The sequence below is a fragment of the Larkinella harenae genome, from assembly GCF_054780515.1.
Genome location: NZ_BAAGWE010000002.1, coordinates 565879 through 587625, shown reverse-complemented (window position 1 = coordinate 587625; position 21747 = coordinate 565879). Strand labels below are relative to the sequence as shown.

Below are 21747 nucleotides of genomic sequence, written 5' to 3'. Positions count from 1 at the left end.
TGTTTTGGGGCATAGGGGCGGATCGGCGGATGGTGGACCCGGAAACGTTACGACTTCACCGCTACGGGTTGCCGGTGCCATTTCTCAAACTTGATCATTAGTTCCTCCAGTTTGATCGGTTTGCCCAGAAAATCATCCATACCCGCATCCAGGCAAGCCTGTTCGTTGCCTTCCAGTGTGTTGGCGGTCAGTGCCACAATGACAGGTTGTTTGACCACGGATTGTCGGATCAGCTGGGTGGCTTCCAGACCATCCATTACCGGCATCTGCATATCCATCAGAATCAGTTCATATTCTTTTTGCATCGCGGCTTCCAGCGCTTCCTGACCGTTGCTGACCAGGTCGGGCTGGTACCCCAGTTTTTGCAGAATGTGCATGATAACGTGCTGGTTGATCGTGTTATCTTCGGCGACCAGGAGCACAAATGGGTAACTGGCCGAAAATTCTGTCGACATTTTTTTCTGGGCCACCGGGGCCTGCTGTACCGGTTGTTGCCGCTGCAGCGCTTCCTGTACGTGCTTGCTCAACACATGTTGCCGGATCGGCTTCGTCAGCACCGAGACGAAAAGCTGGCGTTGATCGCTTTTCAGCTCCTCACCAATGGAACTGAGCAAAAGGATTGGAATTTTGGGCGCGCGTTCTCGCATCTGTTCGGCCAGCATAATACCGTCCATGCCCGGCATTTGCATATCCGTAATGACCAGATCGAAAGGCAAGGAGCCCGAGAGAATTTCCAGCGCTTTTTCGCCACTGGTGGCCAGCACGGGCTTCAACTTCCAGGATTCAAATTGGCGTTCCAGAATGGCCAGGTTGGTCGCGTTGTCGTCTACCACCAGAATACGCTTCCCTTCCAGTTCGGTCATGCTGTGATGCGTATAGGGCGGAAGAACTTTTTGCCCCCGGTAGGTGCTGATGGTAAACGAAAACGTAGAACCGTGGCCGAGTTTACTCTGTACGCTGATTTCTCCGCCCATGAGCCGAACGAGTTTCTGCGAAATGGCCAGCCCCAGTCCGGTTCCGCCGTATTTGCGGGTGGTGGAGGAGTCGACTTGCGAAAAGGCTTTGAACAGGCGGCTTTGTTTTTCGGCGGGAATGCCAATGCCCGTATCCTTCACATCGAACCGGAGCTGCCATTTGTTTCCGCTGTCCATTGGGTCGGCATGGACAAAAACACAAACTTCACCACGCTCCGTAAACTTCATGGCATTGCCAATCAGGTTGGTCAGAATCTGCCGTAAACGCAGGTGGTCGCCCACAATTTGTACCGGTACGTTTTCGTCAATATCATAGATCAGATCAATTCCGATTTTGGTGGCTCTGGTGCCAAAAATATCCAGTACATCTTCGATACACTGGCGCAGATTAAAATCTTCGTGTTCGAGTTCAAGGTTGCCCGATTCAATTTTTGAAAAGTCGAGAATATCATTGATGACGTTGATCAGAGTATCACCGCAACTGGCAATGGTTTCGGTAAACATCCGCTGTTCTTCGGTCAAAGCGGTTTCCTGCAATAGCGCCGTCATCCCGATGACGCCGTTCATGGGCGTACGGATTTCGTGGCTCATGGTGGCCAGAAAAATACTCTTGGCCTGATTGGCTTGCTCGGCCTCAGACCGGGCTTTTTCCAGTTCCTGGTTGGAAGCCCGCAATTGCTCATTGGTTTTTTTCTGAACTTCTTCATTCCGTTTGCGCTCCAGCGAAAGCTGCGCTTCTTTCTGTAATTCGGCCATTTCCATAGCCTGATTGAGCTGCAACTCGTTGTATTTCTGTAGCATGTACGCCCACAGTCCACAGATAAAAAAAATGACGGCCGCCAGCAGAATATGGATCACAAATGTTTGCAGATCAAAGTAGTCGAGCCGGGTAAAGTAAATCTCCCGAAAACCGCTGTTTTGCAGGTACCCAAAAACCGCGTGGTGAATCAGCACCACGGCCAGCATCGGGATTTGTAAGGTCCACCGCTGGTACGTAATCAACAACGCGCTGCCGATAAAGGCAAAAAAGTGCATTTCGAACAACCCGTGCATTTGGTAGATGTACTGGGCCATGAAAATACCGAGCACGGTGCTCAGGACGTACTGGTACAGGTTGGAGGAGGGCAGGAGCAGCTTGACGGAGTAATACGCCAGCAGCGAAAGTCCGCCTACGCCTAAGGCGATCAGCCAGGTGTCATAAAAAGTAGCAAAGATGAGACCGATCAAGAAATAGCCGCCCAGAAAATAATTCATTAAACGGTCTGAGCGTTCCTGGACGCTGAAAAGAAGGGTACGGGTAAGATTACTGGACACGGAGGACGGATGATCCATGATGGGGTTTGACAGGAGATGGTTATAAATCGGTCTTGCAGTAGGGTAGCGTGCAGCCGTAGGCTTGTACGGCTAGCTGATCGAAGGTTATTTGGGTATTGTTTTGTAGCAATCCGGCGAGGGCAAGTTGGGCGTAATTCGTCTTCTCGTCCGTACAATAGCGGCTCCGGTTGTAATTGCCGCGGTAAAACAGCCGCTGTTGCGTATCTAAAATCGCAGCCTGTGGGGTGGAATATACCCCGCAGTGCCGGGCAATGGATTGGTCGAACACAATCGGTAGGTCCAGATCGAGCTTTTCCCGAATTGCCTGCACCGAATAGGTCTTGTAGCTCATCACCACCACCACAAAGTTGACGCGGTGGCCATACTGCCGGACCAGAGACTTAAAATGTGGTTTGTTAAAACGGGAACAGGGACAATCGGGATTGTAAAAATGGAGAAAAACGGGTTTTTGCGGCCCTGATTTAACAAATTGGTGCACCGGAATGACCGTGCCGTTGCTCACAGGTTTGTACTTGTCCGGGATGGGCGTCGGCAATTGATAAATCCAGTCTGTATACCAGAACAACGCTCCAATAGCCGAAAGCAATACCAGAAGCCAGATTACCACCAGGCCTTTTTTTAGCATGTTAAAATCGTAGGTAGTTTACAGAGATTCGATAAAAGCGTACTATAACTTCTCTACAAATTGGCGTGGTAAGCTGGCGATTGCATAGTCGGGAAGTAATCGGTGCGAATCGGTTGGTGGAGGCCGTCCGTTGCAAACACCCCGTCAGGTGGATTCGAAGCTTTACATTCGTAATGCGAAGATAAGTTTAAAAAATAGCAATATTGGTAACATTCTTGCAAAATAGGAGTTAGCGGTTGCTTCGCTGCGAAGAAAAAAGGGGATTTCCCGAAAAGACAGGAACAGACGAAGCCCGAGCGGGCTTCGTCTGTTCCTCTAAACTGTAGTGGACCAACGCCGGTCTGGAGAAACGGAATGGTTTATTGTTTTTCGAGTTTTTTTAGCTCTTTCTGAATATAAGCTTTTGATAGCCAGTTTGTGCCGATCATGACGCCCTCGATGTTCTGGGTTTGGTTGATATCTTTCAATGGATTGCCATTCAGCAGAACCAAATCCGAAACATTGCCGGTTTTGATGGTGCCGGAATCCGGTTTTTTGAAATACGAAGCCACATTGACGGTTCCGGTCCGCAGGGTTTCGTAGGGCGTCAACCCGGCCCCGACGAGGTAGCGCATTTCGTGGTGGATCGAGAAGCCGGGAACGTTGAAAACCTGGGGTGCATCCGAACCCAACAGGATATCTACTCCGTTTTTCTGGCATTCGTACAGGATTTTCCGGCGCATCTGGATGTATTTTTCGGCTTTCTCCTTCGAAAAATTGGGATTGTTGTTGTAATTATTCTTGGTGTTGGTCCAGTTGCGAACATCCTCCGCTCTCATGTATTTCATTTCGGGCGCTTTCACAAACTCGTCTGCCGGGAGCGGAGACAGCCAGCGTTCGGCCAGCGCTTCCGTAGGAACGACCCGGATGTTCTTTTCACGCAAACCGTTCACCAGTTTTGGAATCCGCGCCGGGTCCGCCCGGTAGCCAATCCAGGCGCCAAACAGGCCCGTTTCCTGCTCCACCAGCGTATCGGAGCCCGGTGTGATGGCTTCCATGAAGCTGTCCAGGTGGTCGATCGAGGAATAACCGGCGTCAATGGCCATCCAGGCACCGACGTTGAAAGAGACGTGCCCAACGAACGGTATGCCGACCTCTTTGGCCGTTTTGGCAATGGCCGGAAAAGTCTCCTTTGTCAAACCGGGGTGGAGTTTCAGGAAGTCGTAACCCGCGGCTTTTTGTTCACGCACCATGTTGGCGCCCTGGTCGGCCGATTTAACGGTTTGTCCGCTGAAAGAAGGCCCTGACGCGTAGAAATGCGGCCCGAGAATTTCACCGCTGTTGATTTTGCTACGCAGCTCCAGGTGTTTGGGGTGTCCCAACATTCCGCGGATCGTGGTAATGCCGTTTGCCAGATAAAGCATCAGCACTTCTTTCATGGGTTCGAGATCATCAATGGGCGGAACGTGAGCGTGAATTTCGGCCCAGCCGGGAGTCAGGTATTTTCCTTTTGCGTCGACCACCCGGGCATTCTTGGCGTATTTCACTTTTCCGTCGGGTCCGAGTGCGGTAATTTTACCATTTTTAACCACAACGGTTTGGTTTTCAAGAACTCGTTCCTGATCCATCGGAATGACATTCACCGATCTGAAAACGATTTCCTGCTGGCGGTTGCTGACAAGGTCCTGGGCGAAACTGGCGTGAATGAGTATGAAAAAAATAAGTGTGAAGAGACTGCGCATAATCGTGCGGGGTTTGGGTAGAACACAAGCTGGGCTATCCGGGGCATTTGATACGAAGCTATATACTTTTTAACCGAGAAGCAAAAGCTTTTCTGGCCAGAAAAGCAGCCTATATAAAACCAGAAACAAACGGAATGATACGTATTTTTGATGAAATCCTGTAGTTTTTTCAGGGAAGAAAACAATTTCATCTTTTTTTAATATATTTTCGCTGAAACGAAAGGTAGTTTTAACCTGGAAAATACTTATTATCCCGATATTGGCGTCACCACTAAGAAGTACAGATTTAAATTTTTCATAACGTTGAGTATGTCTCAAAAAACCAGCTTATTCTAGCTGGTTTTTTCTTTTAAATACCTCTTCACTTTGTTGGCTTCACGGTCGAGATCTTTTCTGTACGTGTTACGTTTTCCGATCCCACGAATAAATCGGCTTATGCTGAGTCTGTCTTCCTGCGTAGTTGGTTGAAAATCAGGAATTTGTTCTGTGGATTTTGGTTAATTTAAAATCACGATTGTGATTATTCAGCTGAAGGGTCGATTGAATGAAAAAAGAAGCTACGGCTTTATAAAACCGTAGCTGGGACATTGAGTATAAAACAGTGGTTTTTAAAAGCCGGTGGAAACCGTCAGTTCCTTCCAGCTCTCCAGATCATTCCGAACGGCTTCAATTTTTTGATACGCAAGATCATAGGCATCCTGCCCGAGAAACAAATGCAGGGGCGGATTGGCCTCGGATGCAACACGGATCAGGGCCGCAACGGCTTTTTCGGGATCACCGGGCTGATTTCCGTTGATCTGGTTCTGATGCGCCTGTTGCGAATCCCGAACGGATTGGTAGGCGTCGAGCTGGTTCTTTGAAACGCCCAGCGAATCGGCGGTGAGAAACTCCGTGCGGAAATAACCCGGTTCAACAATTGTTACGTGTATGCCGAAAGACTTCAATTCGGTGGCCAACGATTCGGAGAATCCTTCAACCGCGAACTTGGTGGCGCAGTAGATGCCAAAGCCGGGAAAAGAACCGTTAAAGCCACCGATTGACGAGAGGTTGAAAATGTGTCCGGAGTGTTGTTGCCGCAGGTGGGGCAGGGCCTGACGAATAACGTTCAGCGAGCCAAACACATTGACATCAAAATTTTCGCGGGCTTCCTCGTCGGTTAACTCTTCCAGACTGCCGAGTAAGCCGTAACCAGCATTGTTCACAACCACATCAAGCTGCCCGAAATAAGCGACGGTTTTGGCAATTGCGTCGGCCACGCTGGCTTCGGTTTTCAAATCAACCGCCAGTGGCAGAAAACCATCTGCTGAGCCAACTGCTCGGCTTAGCTCCTCCGCATTGCGTGAGGTTGCTGCTACTTTATAACCACCATTCAACAACTGTTTGACTAGTGAAAGGCCCAGGCCCTTGGAGGCTCCGGTAACAAACCATACTTTTTGAGTGTCCATAATTTTGCTTGTTTTGATGAAACAAAATTAGATAGACCGGGCCTGAACACTATTGCGGCTTTCAAACCGATACTTGCAAAATTCAAACCATTCGAAAAGCGGAAGGAGTCAGGTGCGTATGCTTCTTGAAAAAATTGTTGAAATGAGCCGGTTCTTCGAAGCCGAGCGCGTAGCTGATTTCGGCAATGTTCCAGTCGGTATGTTTCAGCAACGCCCGGGCTTCGCTGGCTAACCGCTCGGCGATGTGATCGGTGGTCGTTTTGCCGGTGGTTTCGCGAATCGAACGGTTTAGGTGGTTGACGTGCACCGAAAGTTGCTCGGCAAAGTCGCGGGCAGACCGAAGTTTAAACCGTTGCGTTGGTGATTCGATGGGAAATTGCCGCTCGAGTAGTTCGGCGAAAATGGCCGTGATGCGGGTTTTGGCGTCGGTATGCTGGTAGAGTGTTTCGGTGGGTTGGGTTTTCAGCGCAAAGTGAACCGTCTCCGTCACATAATTGCGGAGTAAATCATATTTATACGGATAGTCGGAGCTGATTTCGTCGATCATTTTCTGAAACAACTGGCTCACTCGTTCATCCTGTGCCGGGTCGAGGATGTAAGCCGGTTTACCGCCGGGCGCAAACATGGGCAGTTCGTTCAGGCTCCCCCGCATTTTTTCCGTAAAAAACGCTTCCTTAAAAATGCAGAAGAAACCGTTAGGAGCGCCGGAAAGTGACTCCCAGTTGTACGGAACCTGGGGATTGAAGAAGATCAGGGCTGTGCCGTTGACTTCCAGGCTTTTATCCGCGTAATGGTAAACGTTTCGACCGCGAATCAGGGTGATTTTGTAATAATCCCGACGGCTGTAGGTGATGGGTTCTTTCCTGGGATCGATGCAATCTTCCAGCCGAAACACGTTGAAGTGGCCCATGTCCCGTTGCAGGTTGTCGGGCATCCAGTTGAATTTCTTCTGGTAAAACTCTTCGAGCGTTTCGGCTTTTTGCATACAGCAAACTTACGAAATTCAAATCGACTAGTCAAGGTATGTGGCTACAAGCCCGCAGGCTCTCTACCGCGTAATTCGGCAAAAGGCTGATCAACTGCGCATAAGAATAATTAGCCGGTGTATTCTGTATTTGGCAAGTAGACAGCTTGGGAACTGTTCTAAAAAAGTCGTGGGCAAAAACCGCCTGGTTGATTGTGGTAAATTCGTATAGTGAATTGCTATAAACGTACAAAGAAGTAGGCGTTTATTGTTATAATATTGTGATATAATTGCATAGAGTAAATGTTATTCTTTACAATTAATCATCTAATAATTATAAAGTGCTTAGGTAATACTCAGTATTTGCCTATTAATCAGTAGTATATACTTCCTGGTCGTATAGAATGGGTTTGTATTTGTTGAAGGGAGGTATTATACTATCTTATTATGCAATCTGCGGGTTTCCCAGATGCTACAGTGTATAGAGTAAGCAAATTCTTTCATATAACCAGTAGCTTTCCGTACCAATGATTTCGACGAATGAGCAAATCCTCTGTCGAGCGACTCCAAATGATCAAGTGATTGCCGCTAGTCCGGTTGATTACCGAGCTGTGGCGTTTACGTTTTGTAACTCTTTGATTAAAAACGAAGTGGCAGCCGAAAAGATGGTTGATGCTATTCTTGGCGAAATGCGGGAAAGCAGTCTCGATTTGCGTACCCGACAAAAATTTGAAGCCCACCTGTTCAAGCAGTTGCGGAACCAATGCCTGGCTTATCTGAAAACCGCTACTAAAAAGCAACTGCTCCGGCAAGTCTGCGTCGGCACACCCGCCGAACATCCGGCGAATGAGTTCGTGGAGTGGCCCAAATCAATCAAAGAGAAATTTCTGACTCGGTCAATCTTACGGTTTTTCTAATACCGTAGCTTTTAATTGGCTCGAAGTGCTAGTATCATCCTGCTAAACAATGTGTTAGCCTGGATTGAGATTGCCTAAATTCTAACCCTTAACTTTTATGAAAACAAACTTTACCAGTAGGTTGCTTGTGCGATGTGCGCTGGTCTGGGTCGGACTACTCGGTATCTGGAACGGGCCGGTCTGGGCGCAACGATCAGCCCGACCCGTCGTCACCGGTCGGGTTACGTCGGCCACCGATGGCACGCCCCTGCCCGGTGTGAACGTCGTCCTGAAAGGAACCCAGGTTGGGACGACTACCGACGGCGAGGGGAACTATTCCGTCGATATCAACGGCAGCGACCCCACGCTGGTTTTTTCGTACATCGGCTTCAATACCCAGGAAACTCCCGTCGGTACAAAAAGGAAGATAGACATTAGCCTCATTGAGAGCGTAGCCACGCTGAAAGAAGCCGTAGTAACGGCCCTGGGGATCAAACGCGAAAAGCGGTCGCTGGGTTATTCGGTGGGGCAGGTTGATAGCAAGGCGCTGACGGAAACACCCCAGAATAACGTACTCAATGCCTTGTCGGGCAAGGTGGCCGGGGTGCAGATTTCGCAGATGGGCGGGGGCGTTGGGTCTTCGGTGAGCATGATTATCCGCGGTGCCAACTCACTCAATGGCGACAACCAGCCGCTGTTTGTCATTGACGGCGTACCCGTTGCCAATAAACTCTCCAACGGGTTTGGGGGCGCTGACATGGGTAACCCCATTTCCGACATTAACCCCAACGACATTGCCAACGTATCCATCCTGAAAGGACCCAGTGCCGCAGCCCTGTATGGTTCGCGAGCCGGTAACGGGGTTGTGCTGATCACAACAAAGTCCGGCGCGGGTGGTAAAAGGGGGATTGGGGTGTCGGTGAACACCGCCGTAGTGGCTGACGTTCCACTGGATTATGTGGCGGTTCAAAACAAATTTGGGTCGGGAAAGACGGGGGCACACATCCTGGAGGAACCGGAAAATGAAAGCTGGGGAGCCGCACTCGACAAAGGCGAACAATGGGTATTGTGGAACAGCAATGGACAAAAAGTGCCACTGGTTTCCTATCCCAACCGTTTCAAGGATTTTTTCCAGACCGGCATCACAAATACGAACAACGTTTCGGTGAATGGTAACTACGATAAAGGAAGTTTCAGGCTGTCGCTCGGGAATATGAAAAATACCGGCATCATTCCGAACACGGATTTGTCCCGCCTGACACTCGCTCTGAATACTACCTATAATTTGACTGACAAGTTGCGGGCTTCGGTGAATATGAATATCACCGAATCGGGATCCAATAATCGGCCGATTATTGACCAGAGTCGCAATGACGTAGTCCGGAGCGTCTACGAAACCGGTGCTCAGGTAAATATCAACGACCTGCGCGACTACTGGCTTCCCGGCCAGGAAGGCATCGCCCAGCGGAAATACAAGGACAAACAGAATAACCCTTTCTACCTGGTATACGAGAATCCCACCGGTTTCAAGCGCGACCGGATTGTGAGCAAGATCCAACTCGACTACGACATCACGAAGGACTTCCTGCTCACTGGCCGGTACTCGCGCGACTCGTACGAAGAGATTCTGGAAGCTAAAAAGGCCTACAACAACTTCGAGGCTGTGAATGGGGCCTATCAGATTTCCAATAATTACAACAAGGAAACAAACCTTGACCTGATCCTGAATTATAAGAAAAACCTGGGCGAAGCCTGGAGCCTGAACGCCCTGGCCGGTCTCAACCGGCTGGAGCAATACGGACGGAGCCTGGCGACGTCGGCAACCGCCTTGGTGGTGCCCGGTGTTTACAACATTTCCAATGGCGCACCCGGAGCCGTTGCCTACAACAGCCTGCTGAACCGCAAGCAACTGTACGGCGTGTATGGATCAGCTTCTATTGGGTTTAAGGACATGGTTTACCTCGATTTGACCGCCCGTAACGACTGGACCAGCACCCTGCCGAAAGGAAACAATTCCTATTTCTATCCCTCTGCTTCGCTCAGCGCCATCGCTTCGGAAATGTTCAAAATGCCGCGTTGGGTCAGCTTCGCCAAAATACGGGCGGGCTATGCGCAGGTGGGCAATGACGTAGCCCCTTACGCGTACAGTCGCATCTACCAGACTGCCCTCGACTGGGGGGCCGCCAAAAGCATGTATATGGGTGGAACGCTCACCAACCCGAACCTGAAGCCTGAAATTGCCACTTCGAGCGAGATCGGTGTTGACCTGAAATTCCTGAACAACCGGCTGGGATTGGATGCAACTTTCTATCAGCGAGGAAATAAAAACCAGGTACTGTCCATCGCAACGCCCATTGAATCCGGTGCGAATACCAAGCAGATCAACGCCGGACTCGTGGAAAGCAAAGGATTCGAACTGGCACTTTACACGACGCCCATCAAAACGGAGGACTTTACCTGGGACATGAATTTCACCCTGACCCGAAACCGTACCTACATCACCCGACTGGCGGACGGGATCAAGTATTTCTCCTTTGCTTCCTACTCCGGAGCTGAGGTTCGGACCTACGAAGGAGGCCAGGTAGGTGATATTTACGCAGCACCGATTCTCCGAGTCAAAGATACCAATTCGCCCTACTACGGCTATCCGATTGTAACCAGCGGAGGACTTTACCAGACCGACAATGATGTAAACAACCTGAAAAAGATCGGAAACTTTAATCACAAGTTTCTGATGGGCGTTCAGCCATCGATCACGTACAAGAATATAACGCTGTTTGCCAACGTTGACTGGCGTCTTGGCGGATCTTTCTACTCCAATACGATGATGTTCCTGGGTAACAATGGCCAACTGGAAGAAACCCTGACCGGCGAAACGTACGATCCAAACCGGAGCCTGTCCGAACAGATCAAGGAAAATCCGGAAAAATACCTGGGTAGCTGGGTAGGCGGTCGCAATGCCGAATACCACGGATTTGCCTGGCCGGAAGGAAGTGTGGAAGCGGGCCGACGGGTGCAGGACGCCAGCCTGAACCCGGGTGTTTTGGCCACCAAAGATGCCAACGGCAATACGGTTTATACCGAAAACCTGGGCGGTCCCGGCAGTAAATGGCTGGATCCCTTCAGTGCTTACCGGTACTCCCATCGCCCCTTTGCCGAAAAGAATATGTATAGTGCCACGTACGTGAAAGTGCGGGAGGTTTCGATTACCTACCGCCTTCCCAAGGCCTTTGTCAACCGGCTGCATTTGCAGAACGCATCGGTTGGATTCGTCGCCAACAACCTCTTCATGTGGACGGCAGCGGGCATCAAGGGACTGGATCCTGAACGGGCTTTCCGACCAAACGGCATAGGCTGGTCGCAGGGAGTGGAATATTACAACGTCCTGCCTTTCACGGGTTCGTTCGGGGCTAAATTGAATGTGGACTTTTAATTGGGAGTGAATATGAAAACGATAAAAGTATTGCGAATTCCCTTCCTGGCGATGATGTGTCTATGGCTATCCGCTTGTAAGGAGGACCTGACCGAGATCAACAAGAATCCCAACAGTCCTGAAAATGTCTCTTCCAACTACGTCCTTACTTATTCACTGGTCAACAGCGGCAAGCTAGTCTTTGGGCTGGGTAAAAACAGCTCCAAGATCGCAGCGGCCATGCAGTACATGCAGGCAGGAACGAACGAAGGAGCCGCCGAGACGAACCAGTATGCCTGGGGGCAGGAGAGCTGGGCCGGTTACTACGATATCCTGCGGAACGTGCAGATCATTCATGACAACGGCGTACGGGATGACAACAAACTATTCCAGGGCATTGGGCTGACTATGAAATCCATGCTCTTCGGTTTGCTGACCGATATGTATGGCGACATTCCTTACAGCGAAGCGCTGAAAGCCAGCGATGGATCGTTTTTTCCAAAATACGATAGCCAGGCTGAGGTCTACAAAGGCATTCTCACCGACCTGAAAAAAGCGAACGAGCTGCTCCAGAACCTCACGGCCAAAGACGCGGTAAATGCAACATCTGACGTGATGTACAAGGGAGACGCTACCAAATGGAGAAAGTTTGCCAATTCGCTGCGGCTGCGTTATGCCCTTCGCCTGGCGGATAAAAAGGCGGAAATGGCGGCATTGGGCATCAATCTCGAAACCGAGTTCAAGGAAGCGGCCACCGGAGCATTTACCAGCAAGGCGGATGATGCAACCATTGCGTTTCTGGGTACCAACTCGGACAACGCCCAGCCCGGTGGGCCATTGGCATCGGCCACCTTCAACTGGCTGACCAAACCGGCCAAACCGCTGGTTGACAAGTTGATTCAGCTGAAAGATCCGCGATTGCAGCGCTGGGCCAATCCGGTACGGAGAAAATGGGATGCCAACGTGACTCAGGTCACCACCAAGTCGTACACAAACTTGTTCGGAGAAACGTACTCCGTGGTTTATGTACCGAACGTGTCCACCAGTGCCGATACCAACCTTTACGTTGGTTTGCCGGTGGGGCTGCCCATTACGCAGGGTATCGTCTACAATAAAGGAAATGATGTGGCGGTCTATCCCAATGAGCAGAATCCCTACATTTCGTTCATTCACGACCGGTACCGGAAAAATACGGATCCCTACGTAGCCATGAATTTCATGAATTACCCGGAGGTTGAGTTTATTCTGGCGGAAGCTGCCTTACTGGGCGGATTCGGTGCTACCGATGCGGAAGCTCATTACAAAAAAGCGGTTCAGGCGTCGATGGACAAAGAAGGCGCGCTGGCAGCTTCCTCCTTCAACTTCGAAACGTATTATGCGCAACCGGGAGTCAGCTACGCCAGCGCTGGAAACAAGCAGGAACGGATTTTAGAGCAAAAATGGATCTCGTCCTGGTTCAGCGTCCAGTCCTGGTTCGACTGGCGACGGACGGGCTATCCCGCGCTCAAAACCGGCTCGGTGGCCCAGTTCGGCGCAGCACTACCGATCCGGTACATGTACCCGACGCCCAACCTGGATCCCAAATACATTGCAAATTACAATGAGGCCGTCAGTCGGTTGGGCAACACCAATTTTATTCCTACTGGCCAAAGCAAGGATCACCACTATGCCAAAATGTGGCTGGTGCAGGGAACCTCCAAACCCTGGTAAATAATAGTAATAGTTGGTAGATGGAGACAGGTCATTTGACATTGATGTCAAGTGGCCTGTTCTTTTTGGTGGTGGCCGGAAACAACCGCTTTTCGTGGACAAGTGAGTAGAAAGCAACCCATTGCCTTTTTAATTGTCAGGTGCAATCTTTTCCCGCTGCGTTTATGATCTGTTGTAAAACCGTTCTGGTTATCGGCCTTTTTTTCGGGTTCGGCGTTGTTTGGAGTAACGCCCAAACCGCCTGGATCGAAACCGTACCCGGTGTCTGGAAACTTGCTATTGGCAAACCGGAAGCCTACAACCTACTGACAGCGGCTGGTGTGCAACCCAATACCGACGCGCTGAGTAAGTTGCCCAAAACGGCGTTCCCACTGCCAAAAGAAGAAATTTCCGTGAAGGTCGTGGATGGCAAAACCTACCTACGGTTTCCGCTGGAACGTGGGGAGCAGTTGTACGGTTTTGGCCTGAACTTTCAGACGGTTCACCAGCGGGGCCGGATTCTGAACCTGCATATGGATCATTACGGTAACCGCGATAATGGCCGGACCCATGCACCAACACCGTTTTATGTTTCGTCGAACGGATACGGCGTTTTCGTTAATTCGGCCCGCTACCTAACGGTTTATGCTGGTTCGGCAGCCCGGCTGGATAGCAAAAATGCCCCCAAAGCGCAGGATCGGAATACCGATAAAAACTGGTCGGCAAGTCCCTATTCCGATGCGGTAGAGATTTTGGTTCCGGCGGAAGGCGTTGAGGTTTATGTCTTTGGCGGTCCAAAACCGATGGAAGCCGTCCGGCGGTTTAACCTGTTCAACGGCGGGGGCTGTCTGCCGCCCCGCTGGGGGCTCGGTTTTACGCAGCGAGTGCACCGGCTGTATACCGCCGACAGCGTTCGGAAAGAAGCCGCTCAGTTTGAATCCCGGCAATATCCGCTCGACTTCATCGGACTGGAACCTGGCTGGCAGAGCAAATCGTATCCGTGCACGTTTGAGTGGGACAAAACCCGATTTCCTGATCCAGCTGGTTTTGTAAAAGACATGCTGGCCAAAAATATTCGGATCAATCTCTGGACGAATCCCTATGTTTCGCCCGACGCGTCGATTTTTCCACAGATAAAACCGTTCAGCGGCTCGCACACGGTTTGGGTGGGAGCGGTGCCGGATCTGACCATTCCGAAAGCGCAGGCGGTGTACTGGCGACAATTCGACCAGGCGCACGTTGGCATCGGCGTCAGCGGGTACAAGATCGACGAAGTGGATGGTTACGATTCGTGGTTATGGCCCGATGTTGCCACGTTTCCGTCCGGAATCAGCGCCGAGCAGATGCGCCAAACCTACGGATTGCTGGTGCAGAAGCAAAGCACGGATCTTTTTCACAACCGCAACACGCGAACCTACGGCCTGGTACGGGCCTCGAACGCGGGTGGCTCGTCGTTTCCGTACGTCATTTACAACGACAATTACAGCCACCAGGATTTTATTACCGGGCTGATCAATAGCGGTTTTGCGGGGGTATTGTGGACGCCGGAAGTCCGGGCTTCGAAAACGAGTGAAGAATGGTTGCGCCGGTTTCAGTCAGTTTGTTTCTCCCCAATGGCAATGATCAACGCCTGGGCCGACGGCACCAAACCGTGGTCATTTCCCGACGTAGCCGAACAGGTGAAAGCCGTAGCTCAATTGCGGATGCAGATGATGCCGTACTGGTACACGGAATTTGCCAAATACCATTTTGAAGGTACACCACCGTTCCGCGCGCTAAATCTGGAAGACGGTTTTGTGGAGAAGGTTGAAAAACAGACTGCCGTAACGAATCTGGGCGAAAATCCTTATCAGCAGGCCATTACGAAAGAAATTAAAGATCAGTACATGGCGGGCGACTACCTGCTGGTAGCACCCATGTTTACGGGTCAGACGTCGCGGAAAGTGATTCTGCCGAAAGGGAAATGGTACGATTTCTACACGGGTCAGCTGGTGGGTGAGGGCGAGGTGATCACCATTACGCCGGGGCTGGACAAAATACCGGTTTTTGTGAAAGAGGGGGGCCTTATTCCGATGATGCCGCCGATGCTCCACGCACCCAAGGCTGGTCAGAAAGTCGACCTGGAAATTCGTCATTACGGCGAAAAACCGTCAGCGTACCGCCTTTACGACGATGATGGCGAAACCTTTGCTTATGAAAAAGGGCAATTCAGCTGGCGATTGATCCAGGTCGAGCGGCAAAAAAACGGAACGTGGAAAGGTCGGATATCGGCGGCTGAAAAAGGCAAACCGGATACGGTTGGCAAAGTAACGTGGCGGTTTATGACGAAGTGATTAAGAAATCTCTAGCCTGAACCTGTAAGACCTTGAAGACCTCACAGGTTCAGGTTATTGGCGATTAATACACTTCCATTTCCGGCTCTACATCGCGCGCCCAACTGTTGATACCGCCCTGAAGGTTGACGAGGTTGGTCAGCCCGAATTCTTTCTGAATGTAATCAACAACATACTGGCTGCGAATACCGTGGTGACAATACACCACCACTGGCCGGTCGGTTGGAATGCGCTTGATGTTGTTGGCAATGATATTAACCGGAATCAGTACCGCATTGTCGAGGTGGCAGATGTTGTATTCGGGCCGCTCGCGAACATCGAGCAGAAAAATATCTTCGTCGCTGGCCAGCCGTTCGGCGAGTTCCAGGGCAGTTATGCTCTGGCGGACTTCGGTTTTAGCCGCTGTTCGCTGGCCTTCTTCCCAGCCGGTTTGGGCAGCCGCTTCAGCGTCGAGTCGCCGACGGACCCGAATCTTCTGGAACGACATGGCCAGCAGGTCAATCATCAATAATTCTTCGTTCAACAGGTGACCAGTGCCGGTAATGAGTTTGATGGCTTCGGTAGCCTGATACGTACCGATAACACCCGGCAAGACGCCAATAACGCCCGTTTCGGCGCAGTTGGGAATCTCCATCTGGTTCGGGAATTCTGGGAACAGGCAGCGATACGTAGGGCCGCGACGCACCTCCTCAGGTTGTAGCTCTGACGCTTTTAGCCGGGCGTTCAACACGGCCACCTGGCCTTCGAAACGGTGAATAGCCCCGTAAATGAACGGTTTCTCCAGCATCACACAAACGTCGTTGACCAGGTATCGAACGGTGAAGTTGTCAGTGCAGTCGATCACCAGGTCGTATTCATCAACCAGCGTGCGGGCGTTTGCCCGATCAAGCGCGTAGGCATACGCGTTGAAGCTGATTTCCGGATTGATTTTTTTGAGTGAATTTACGGCCACCGTCGCTTTCGGTTTACCTACTTGTTCGGTGGTGTAAAGAACCTGGCGTTGCAGGTTGCTGATGTCGACGGTGTCCGGGTCGATCACCCCGATGGTACCCACGCCGGCGGCTGTCAGGTAAAGCAACACCGGGCATCCTAATCCGCCTGCACCCACAACAAGGACACGGGCCTGTTTTAATTTCAGTTGCCCTTCCACGCCAATTTCTGGAAGATTTAGGTGTTTTTCGTAACGAGCGTATTCGGCAGGTCGAAGCATAATCGATTTGTTGTTGAGTTACTGCATTACATTTTAAACGAAAAAGCAATTCGAATTACATGATGAAGGCAATTTTTATTTTATGACAGCTGTAAGTAGAAATCCGGTGCGAAGACTTGCAAACCTGCTTAGCTGGTTTAACTTTGGTTCTCAAATAATTAGCTTTTCGTCATGAAACAGAAACTTGGATGTTCAATCCTGACCCTGCTGCTTTGGGTGACTTTCAGCGGGTTTGCTCCCACATTGACTACTGTCAATCAACTGACGGCGGACTGGCAACGCGCCAAAGAGTACACAAAAGAGTATCTGGACGCTATGCCGGACGATGGGGTTAACTACAAACCGACGTCCGAAATCCGGAGCTTTGCCGAACAAATGCTGCACCTGGCCAATGCCAACTACAACTTTGCTGCGGGGGCAACCGGAAAAACCAACCCGATGCAGGGGAAAAAGATGGAAACGATGGAGGAGTTCAAGACCAAAGCCGGACTCACCAAAGCCGTCATGGATAGCTACGATTTTGTGTTGGATGCCATCAAGGGCTTGAATGATACCCAGCTGGCGGAAAACGTGAAGATGGGCCCCCGGGAAATGTCCCGCGAAACGCTCTTGGCGAAAGCGTTTGAACACCAGACTCACCACCGCGGCCAGACCACAATTTATATTCGGATGAAAGGCGTCAAACCGCCGAATGAGAAGCTGTTTTGAGTAGAATGATGAACGATGATTGATTGCTTTACGGCAGTCTATTCATCGTTCATCATTTATAATGCATCCTTTATTTCTTCGCAACTGCAATCTGCAATTCTTCCAGTTGCGCCTGAGCGATGATTGATGGCGAGTCAATCATGACATCCCGGCCAGAATTGTTTTTCGGGAACGCAATGAAATCTCGGATGGAATCGGCTCCGCCGAAAATCGAACACAGGCGGTCGAAACCGAAGGCAATGCCCCCGTGGGGAGGAGCACCGAACTCAAATGCCTCCAGCAGGAAGCCGAACTGTGCTTTGGCTTCTTCGGGTGTAAAGCCCAAAAGGTCAAACATTTTCGACTGCAATTCCCGTTGGAAAATCCGGATGGAACCACCGCCAACTTCCGTGCCGTTGATCACCATGTCGTAGGCATTGGCCCGCACATCGCCAGGATTGGTTTCCAGCAGGGCTATATCTTCCGGTTTGGGCGAGGTGAACGGGTGGTGCATCGCAAACCAGCGGTTTTCTTCTTCGCCCCATTCGAGCAGCGGGAAGTCCAGCACCCACAACGCACTAAACTGGTTCGGGTCGCGCAGGCCCAGCCGGGTACCCATTTCCAGCCGCAACTCATTCAGCTGCTTCCGGGCTTTGGCCGTGTCACCAGACAGAATGAGCAGCAAATCACCGGGTTCGGCCTGGAACCGGGCTACCCATTGCTTCAGATCTGCTTCCGGGTAAAATTTATCAACCGACGATTTGATTGTACCGTCGGTATTGTACCGCACGTAAATCAGCCCTTTGGCACCGATTTGCGGACGTTTGACGTAGTCGGTTAGTTCATCAATCTGCTTGCGGGTGTAATCGGCGCAGCCTTTGGCGTTGATGCCAACAACGATTTCCGCAGAGTCAAAAACCCCGAAATTTTTGCCTGATGTCAGGTCGATGGTATCAAAAGCGCCTTTCAGCTCGACGAATTCCATGCCAAAGCGCGTGTCCGGCTTGTCGGAACCGTACCGGCGCATCGCATCGGCATAAGCCATGCGGGGCACTTCGTCCAGATGAATGCCTTTAACGGTTTTGAATAAATGCCGAACCAGTCCCTCGAACATTTGCAGAATGTCTTCCTGGGTGATGAACGACATCTCGCAGTCGATCTGGGTGAATTCCGGCTGGCGGTCAGCGCGCAGGTCTTCGTCCCGGAAACATTTTACAATCTGGTAGTACCGGTCGAAACCCGAAACCATCAGCAACTGCTTGAAGGTTTGGGGCGATTGCGGCAGGGCGTAAAATTCGCCGGGATTCATACGGCTGGGCACCACAAAATCGCGGGCGCCTTCCGGTGTCGATTTGATCAGAACCGGCGTTTCAACTTCGATAAAATCCTGCCCGTCCATGTAAATCCGCGTCTGCTGGGCCATTTTGTGCCGCAGCTCAAGGTTTTTACGGACGGAGTTCCGGCGCAGATCGAGGTAACGGTATTTCATCCGCAGATCGTCGCCCCCGTCGGTTTCGTCTTCAATCAGGAAGGGGGGGAGTTTGGCCGGATTCAGTATTTCCAGCTGTTCCAGCCGAACTTCGATATCGCCCGTGGGCAGGTTGGGGTTTTTGGATTTGCGCTCGATGACATTGCCAGTGGCTTTCAGGACGAACTCACGACCGAGCGAACGAGCCATTTCAATGACGGCCGGATCGGTTTGGCCTTCTTCGAGCAGCAACTGGGTCAGGCCGTAGCGGTCGCGTAAATCGATCCAGATCAGACCGCCTTTGTCGCGAATGCGCTGCACCCAGCCGCAGAGAATAACTTGGGTATTGACGTGTTCAATGCGAATCTCTCCGCAGGTATGAGTTCGAAGCATACTCTTCCAAATGGTTCAATAAGCCGCAAAGGTAGCCAAAGTAAATCCGGCTATCAAGCCAATGGAAAAATCATGTTGGAGGATAACAATTTTTATTCTAAATAACCGTTTAGTTGCATTCCTGCGTCCAGCGGTTTTAGTGGTATAAGTTGATTTTCGGCATGTATTTGCTGCAAAGTCACCGGTTTGCTGGCGTTGGGTGCGCTAGCAAATCCGTGTACAGCGCCCAGTATTGCCGGGCGGCCTGTTCCCAGCTAAAGCGGGCGGCCTGCTGTCGAAGTCGGCTGGCCCGGAAGGGATTGCTCCGGAAATCGTTCAAACCCGCAAAAACCGTTTCGGCCATCGAGGCTGGGTCTTCGGATTCGAAGTAATAAGTATCGCGACCACCGATCTCGGGCAGGCTCGTCGATTGCGACAGAAAAACCGGCTTGCCACAACTCATTGCTTCTACTACGGGTAAACCAAATCCTTCGGAAAGTGACGGGAACAAAAATGCTTCGCAATGCTGATAAAGCCAGCTTTTGGCCGCTTCGGAGATGACGCCCGGCATGACCAGACGTTCGGCAATGCCCAGTTGCTCCGCCTGTTGCCGCAAGTGCGCAGCGTATGGATGGCTGTCGGGCCCGGCCAGCACCAGGTGCCATTCCGGAAACGCTTCCAGCAGCGGTAGCAGGGTGTGCAGATTCTTTTTGGGATGAATGACACCGACAAAGAGAAAGAAGGGGGAGGCTACGGGAAACGGTTCGGAGATGGCCTGATTGAGGGAATTGCCGTTGTAAATAACCGTCATCGGAATGGCCGGAACCGTCAGGTGCTGGCGAACCACCGAAGCTGTATAATCCGAGATCGTAGCGAGGGCCGACGATCGGTTGAGCTTCCGTTGCAGGCTCGCCAGCTTGCGCTGTTTCCGGGCATCCGGGTAGTCGGGGCGTTCCAGGAAATTGAGGTCGTGGATGGTTAAAACCGTACGGGTCAGTTTCGATATGGGCCAGAATTTGGAATCCTGATGGGTGCAATGCCAGATGTCGTAGGAGCCTGGGTGATACCATTGACGCCACCAGGTTGCGGTTTTATACTGCACATCCGGTCCAAAAATGCCCTGCTGGTGTTCGGGCACCAGAAAGGTGAGCTGAGCGGAAGACGGTTTTTGTCGCACTAGTTCGTGGCCCAGCTGCCGACAGAATTGTCCCAAACCGCTGTTTAAATCCCGTAGCCGTTCGGTATCGATGAAAATAGTCATTTGTTTACAGTAGTTTTCCCCACCGCACCTTACGGATAAAGGCGTTTATGGAATCGGTTCCGCGAATATCCAGCCGTTGCAGTTCATACCGGTTTGAAACCGGGAAGCGGTTCAGCCGATTGCCGATCCGGAAAGCGAGCGGAATCTTGAGTTGCTGCATTACTTGTTGCATGACCTGTCGGGTTGCCGGATCTTTAGGACGACCTCCGTAGGGATACGCAAACGCCAAGTGATGAGGAAGATCCAGCGCTTCAAATGCGGCTATATTCTGTTCTAGATCGGTCTGGATTTCGGTGGCCGACAGTTTTTTATAATTCAGATGGCGGTGTGAGTGCAAAGCCAGCTCAAACGTAGGTTGCATTTGCCGGAGCTGTTCGGTGGTGAGCAGCGGGTCCGTGCAACCGTCCCATTCATTGCACTGCCCCACAAAAGCGGTTGGGACAAAAAGAACCGCACGCATACCAAACTGTTCCAGAACGGGGTGGGCATAAAGCAGGTTGTTTAGGTACGCATCATCGAACGTAATCAGCACCGAGCGGGCGGGCAGGGGCTGCTTGAACGCAACCGCTGCGGTGAGCTGCTCCAGCGTAATAGTCTGGTAGTGGTTGGTTTTGAGCCACGTCAGTTGTTGCGTTAATTGGTCAACCGAAACGGTCAGCGCATCGTGCTGTTCAGGATCAACTTTGTGGAACATCAGCACAGGTAAGGCGTTCGAAGTGCGGAAAAAATACCACACCAATAAACAGAGCAGCAAAACTGCAACCAGCCATATCATAAATTATTATTTACGGTTATTGGGGCCAAAAATGCGGATTATTTGCGTTATATAGTAAAGTGCTGCCCAATTGACAGCTTTTTAGTAGTGCGCTGATTTTCATCGGCCATTCTGGCATCAAAAGCGGCTGAGACTATTTAGGTACGCAATTTGTGTTTAGAAGAATAGACAATCAACAAGTACGATTATGAAACCGATTGAAAATACGCTGCAAGGAATGGGTGGACAATTCGATCTGTTGAACACCTTATATGGCGGTTCGAGTATGACTCGAATGGAGACAGAACAGGAATCTGACCGTCTGATTATCAAATTGTCGGCTCCCGGCGTTGGCCCTGAGTCATTCAATGTGTTAATTGATGGCAAAAAGCTAGTTTTATATACATTACTTCAGCAGAAAAATCCGGCGGAAGGACAAAGTCTGGCCGTACCGATGTTTTTGCGGGTTATTGATATTCCGGATTTTGTGGATGCGGAACACATCGAAGCCGTTCAGGATCACGGCCAGGTGGTAGTGAACCTGCCGTTCAAAGATGGACAGCATTTTCAACGCCGGGTAGAAATTCAGAATCTGTTTTGA

At 50.9% G+C, this 21747-nt stretch carries 15 protein-coding genes; 6 read left to right on the top strand and 9 right to left on the bottom strand.

The features are described 5' to 3' along the window. Positions 1 to 47: 47 nt before the first annotated feature. From ACYVH9_RS13840 to ACYVH9_RS13820, 5 genes are all read right to left on the bottom strand, one after another. Positions 48 to 2228, bottom strand: a complete 2181-nt coding sequence (locus ACYVH9_RS13840; RefSeq protein WP_460636949.1) for a response regulator — start codon at positions 2226 to 2228, stop codon at positions 48 to 50. Positions 2229 to 2328: 100 nt separating this feature from the next. After that, complete coding sequence (locus ACYVH9_RS13835) at positions 2329 to 2934, bottom strand: DUF6436 domain-containing protein (RefSeq protein WP_460636948.1); 606 nt, start codon at positions 2932 to 2934, stop codon at positions 2329 to 2331. Positions 2935 to 3293: 359 nt separating this feature from the next. After that, positions 3294 to 4655: an amidohydrolase family protein gene (locus ACYVH9_RS13830; RefSeq protein ID WP_460636947.1), complete on the bottom strand. Its 1362-nt coding sequence runs from the start codon at positions 4653 to 4655 to the stop codon at positions 3294 to 3296. Positions 4656 to 5263: 608 nt separating this feature from the next. Continuing rightward, positions 5264 to 6100: an oxidoreductase gene (locus ACYVH9_RS13825; RefSeq protein WP_460636946.1), complete on the bottom strand. Its 837-nt coding sequence runs from the start codon at positions 6098 to 6100 to the stop codon at positions 5264 to 5266. 82 nt (positions 6101 to 6182) lie between these two features. After that, positions 6183 to 7085 carry a helix-turn-helix domain-containing protein gene (locus tag ACYVH9_RS13820; protein ID WP_460636945.1) on the bottom strand — a complete coding sequence of 301 codons (903 nt, stop codon included), beginning with the start codon at positions 7083 to 7085 and terminating at the stop codon, positions 6183 to 6185. A 506-nt stretch (positions 7086 to 7591) separates the two neighbouring features. On the opposite strand from ACYVH9_RS13820, the gene ACYVH9_RS13815 reads away from it, so the two are divergent. From ACYVH9_RS13815 to ACYVH9_RS13800, 4 genes are all read left to right on the top strand, one after another. Beyond that, positions 7592 to 7981 (top strand): hypothetical protein, encoded by a 390-nt coding sequence (locus ACYVH9_RS13815; RefSeq protein WP_460636944.1) that lies wholly within the window; start codon positions 7592 to 7594, stop codon positions 7979 to 7981. A gap of 97 nt (positions 7982 to 8078) precedes the next feature. Next, the gene (locus ACYVH9_RS13810) at positions 8079 to 11393 is read left to right on the top strand and encodes a SusC/RagA family TonB-linked outer membrane protein (RefSeq protein ID WP_460636943.1); all 3315 of its coding nucleotides are present in this window, start codon (positions 8079 to 8081) and stop codon (positions 11391 to 11393) included. 12 nt (positions 11394 to 11405) lie between these two features. Next, positions 11406 to 13082, top strand: a complete 1677-nt coding sequence (locus ACYVH9_RS13805) for a SusD/RagB family nutrient-binding outer membrane lipoprotein (RefSeq protein WP_460636942.1) — start codon at positions 11406 to 11408, stop codon at positions 13080 to 13082. A 164-nt stretch (positions 13083 to 13246) separates the two neighbouring features. Beyond that, on the top strand, positions 13247 to 15394 hold the full coding sequence (locus ACYVH9_RS13800; protein ID WP_460636941.1) for a glycoside hydrolase family 31 protein: 2148 nt from the start codon (positions 13247 to 13249) through the stop codon (positions 15392 to 15394). Between the two features lie 64 nt (positions 15395 to 15458). Here ACYVH9_RS13800 and moeB read toward each other — a convergent pair whose 3' ends face one another. Beyond that, entirely contained in the window at positions 15459 to 16604 is a 1146-nt protein-coding gene (gene moeB, locus ACYVH9_RS13795; protein WP_460636940.1) for a molybdopterin-synthase adenylyltransferase MoeB, read from the bottom strand. 171 nt (positions 16605 to 16775) lie between these two features. Between moeB and ACYVH9_RS13790 the strand changes: the two genes are divergently transcribed. After that, on the top strand, positions 16776 to 17312 hold the full coding sequence (locus ACYVH9_RS13790; RefSeq protein ID WP_460636939.1) for a DinB family protein: 537 nt from the start codon (positions 16776 to 16778) through the stop codon (positions 17310 to 17312). 70 nt (positions 17313 to 17382) lie between these two features. On the opposite strand, the gene aspS is transcribed toward ACYVH9_RS13790, so the two are convergent. The 3 genes from aspS to ACYVH9_RS13775 form a co-directional block, all read right to left on the bottom strand. Continuing rightward, positions 17383 to 19152: an aspartate--tRNA ligase gene (gene aspS, locus ACYVH9_RS13785; RefSeq protein WP_460636938.1), complete on the bottom strand. Its 1770-nt coding sequence runs from the start codon at positions 19150 to 19152 to the stop codon at positions 17383 to 17385. 178 nt (positions 19153 to 19330) lie between these two features. After that, the gene (locus tag ACYVH9_RS13780; protein ID WP_460636937.1) at positions 19331 to 20392 is read right to left on the bottom strand and encodes a glycosyltransferase family 4 protein; all 1062 of its coding nucleotides are present in this window, start codon (positions 20390 to 20392) and stop codon (positions 19331 to 19333) included. Positions 20393 to 20396: 4 nt separating this feature from the next. After that, positions 20397 to 21086 (bottom strand): polysaccharide deacetylase family protein, encoded by a 690-nt coding sequence (locus tag ACYVH9_RS13775; protein WP_460636936.1) that lies wholly within the window; start codon positions 21084 to 21086, stop codon positions 20397 to 20399. Positions 21087 to 21354: 268 nt separating this feature from the next. Between ACYVH9_RS13775 and ACYVH9_RS13770 the strand changes: the two genes are divergently transcribed. Then, positions 21355 to 21747 carry an Hsp20 family protein gene (locus ACYVH9_RS13770; RefSeq protein ID WP_460636935.1) on the top strand — a complete coding sequence of 131 codons (393 nt, stop codon included), beginning with the start codon at positions 21355 to 21357 and terminating at the stop codon, positions 21745 to 21747.

What these genes read in the sequence shown, in the direction of transcription:
- ACYVH9_RS13805 (WP_460636942.1), top strand. Translation starts at nt 11,406, where the DNA reads ATGAAAACGATAAAAGTATTGCGAATTCCCTTCCTGGCGATGATGTGT.
- ACYVH9_RS13800 (WP_460636941.1), top strand. Translation starts at nt 13,247, where the DNA reads ATGATCTGTTGTAAAACCGTTCTGGTTATCGGCCTTTTTTTCGGGTTC.
- moeB (WP_460636940.1), bottom strand. Translation starts at nt 16,604, where the DNA reads ATGCTTCGACCTGCCGAATACGCTCGTTACGAAAAACACCTAAATCTT.
- ACYVH9_RS13835 (WP_460636948.1), bottom strand. Translation starts at nt 2,934, where the DNA reads ATGCTAAAAAAAGGCCTGGTGGTAATCTGGCTTCTGGTATTGCTTTCG.
- ACYVH9_RS13780 (WP_460636937.1), bottom strand. Translation starts at nt 20,392, where the DNA reads ATGACTATTTTCATCGATACCGAACGGCTACGGGATTTAAACAGCGGT.
- ACYVH9_RS13840 (WP_460636949.1), bottom strand. Translation starts at nt 2,228, where the DNA reads ATGAATTATTTTCTGGGCGGCTATTTCTTGATCGGTCTCATCTTTGCT.
- ACYVH9_RS13815 (WP_460636944.1), top strand. Translation starts at nt 7,592, where the DNA reads ATGATTTCGACGAATGAGCAAATCCTCTGTCGAGCGACTCCAAATGAT.
- ACYVH9_RS13770 (WP_460636935.1), top strand. Translation starts at nt 21,355, where the DNA reads ATGAAACCGATTGAAAATACGCTGCAAGGAATGGGTGGACAATTCGAT.
- aspS (WP_460636938.1), bottom strand. Translation starts at nt 19,152, where the DNA reads ATGCTTCGAACTCATACCTGCGGAGAGATTCGCATTGAACACGTCAAT.
- ACYVH9_RS13775 (WP_460636936.1), bottom strand. Translation starts at nt 21,086, where the DNA reads ATGTTCCACAAAGTTGATCCTGAACAGCACGATGCGCTGACCGTTTCG.
- ACYVH9_RS13790 (WP_460636939.1), top strand. Translation starts at nt 16,776, where the DNA reads ATGAAACAGAAACTTGGATGTTCAATCCTGACCCTGCTGCTTTGGGTG.
- ACYVH9_RS13810 (WP_460636943.1), top strand. Translation starts at nt 8,079, where the DNA reads ATGAAAACAAACTTTACCAGTAGGTTGCTTGTGCGATGTGCGCTGGTC.
- ACYVH9_RS13825 (WP_460636946.1), bottom strand. Translation starts at nt 6,100, where the DNA reads ATGGACACTCAAAAAGTATGGTTTGTTACCGGAGCCTCCAAGGGCCTG.
- ACYVH9_RS13830 (WP_460636947.1), bottom strand. Translation starts at nt 4,655, where the DNA reads ATGCGCAGTCTCTTCACACTTATTTTTTTCATACTCATTCACGCCAGT.
- ACYVH9_RS13820 (WP_460636945.1), bottom strand. Translation starts at nt 7,085, where the DNA reads ATGCAAAAAGCCGAAACGCTCGAAGAGTTTTACCAGAAGAAATTCAAC.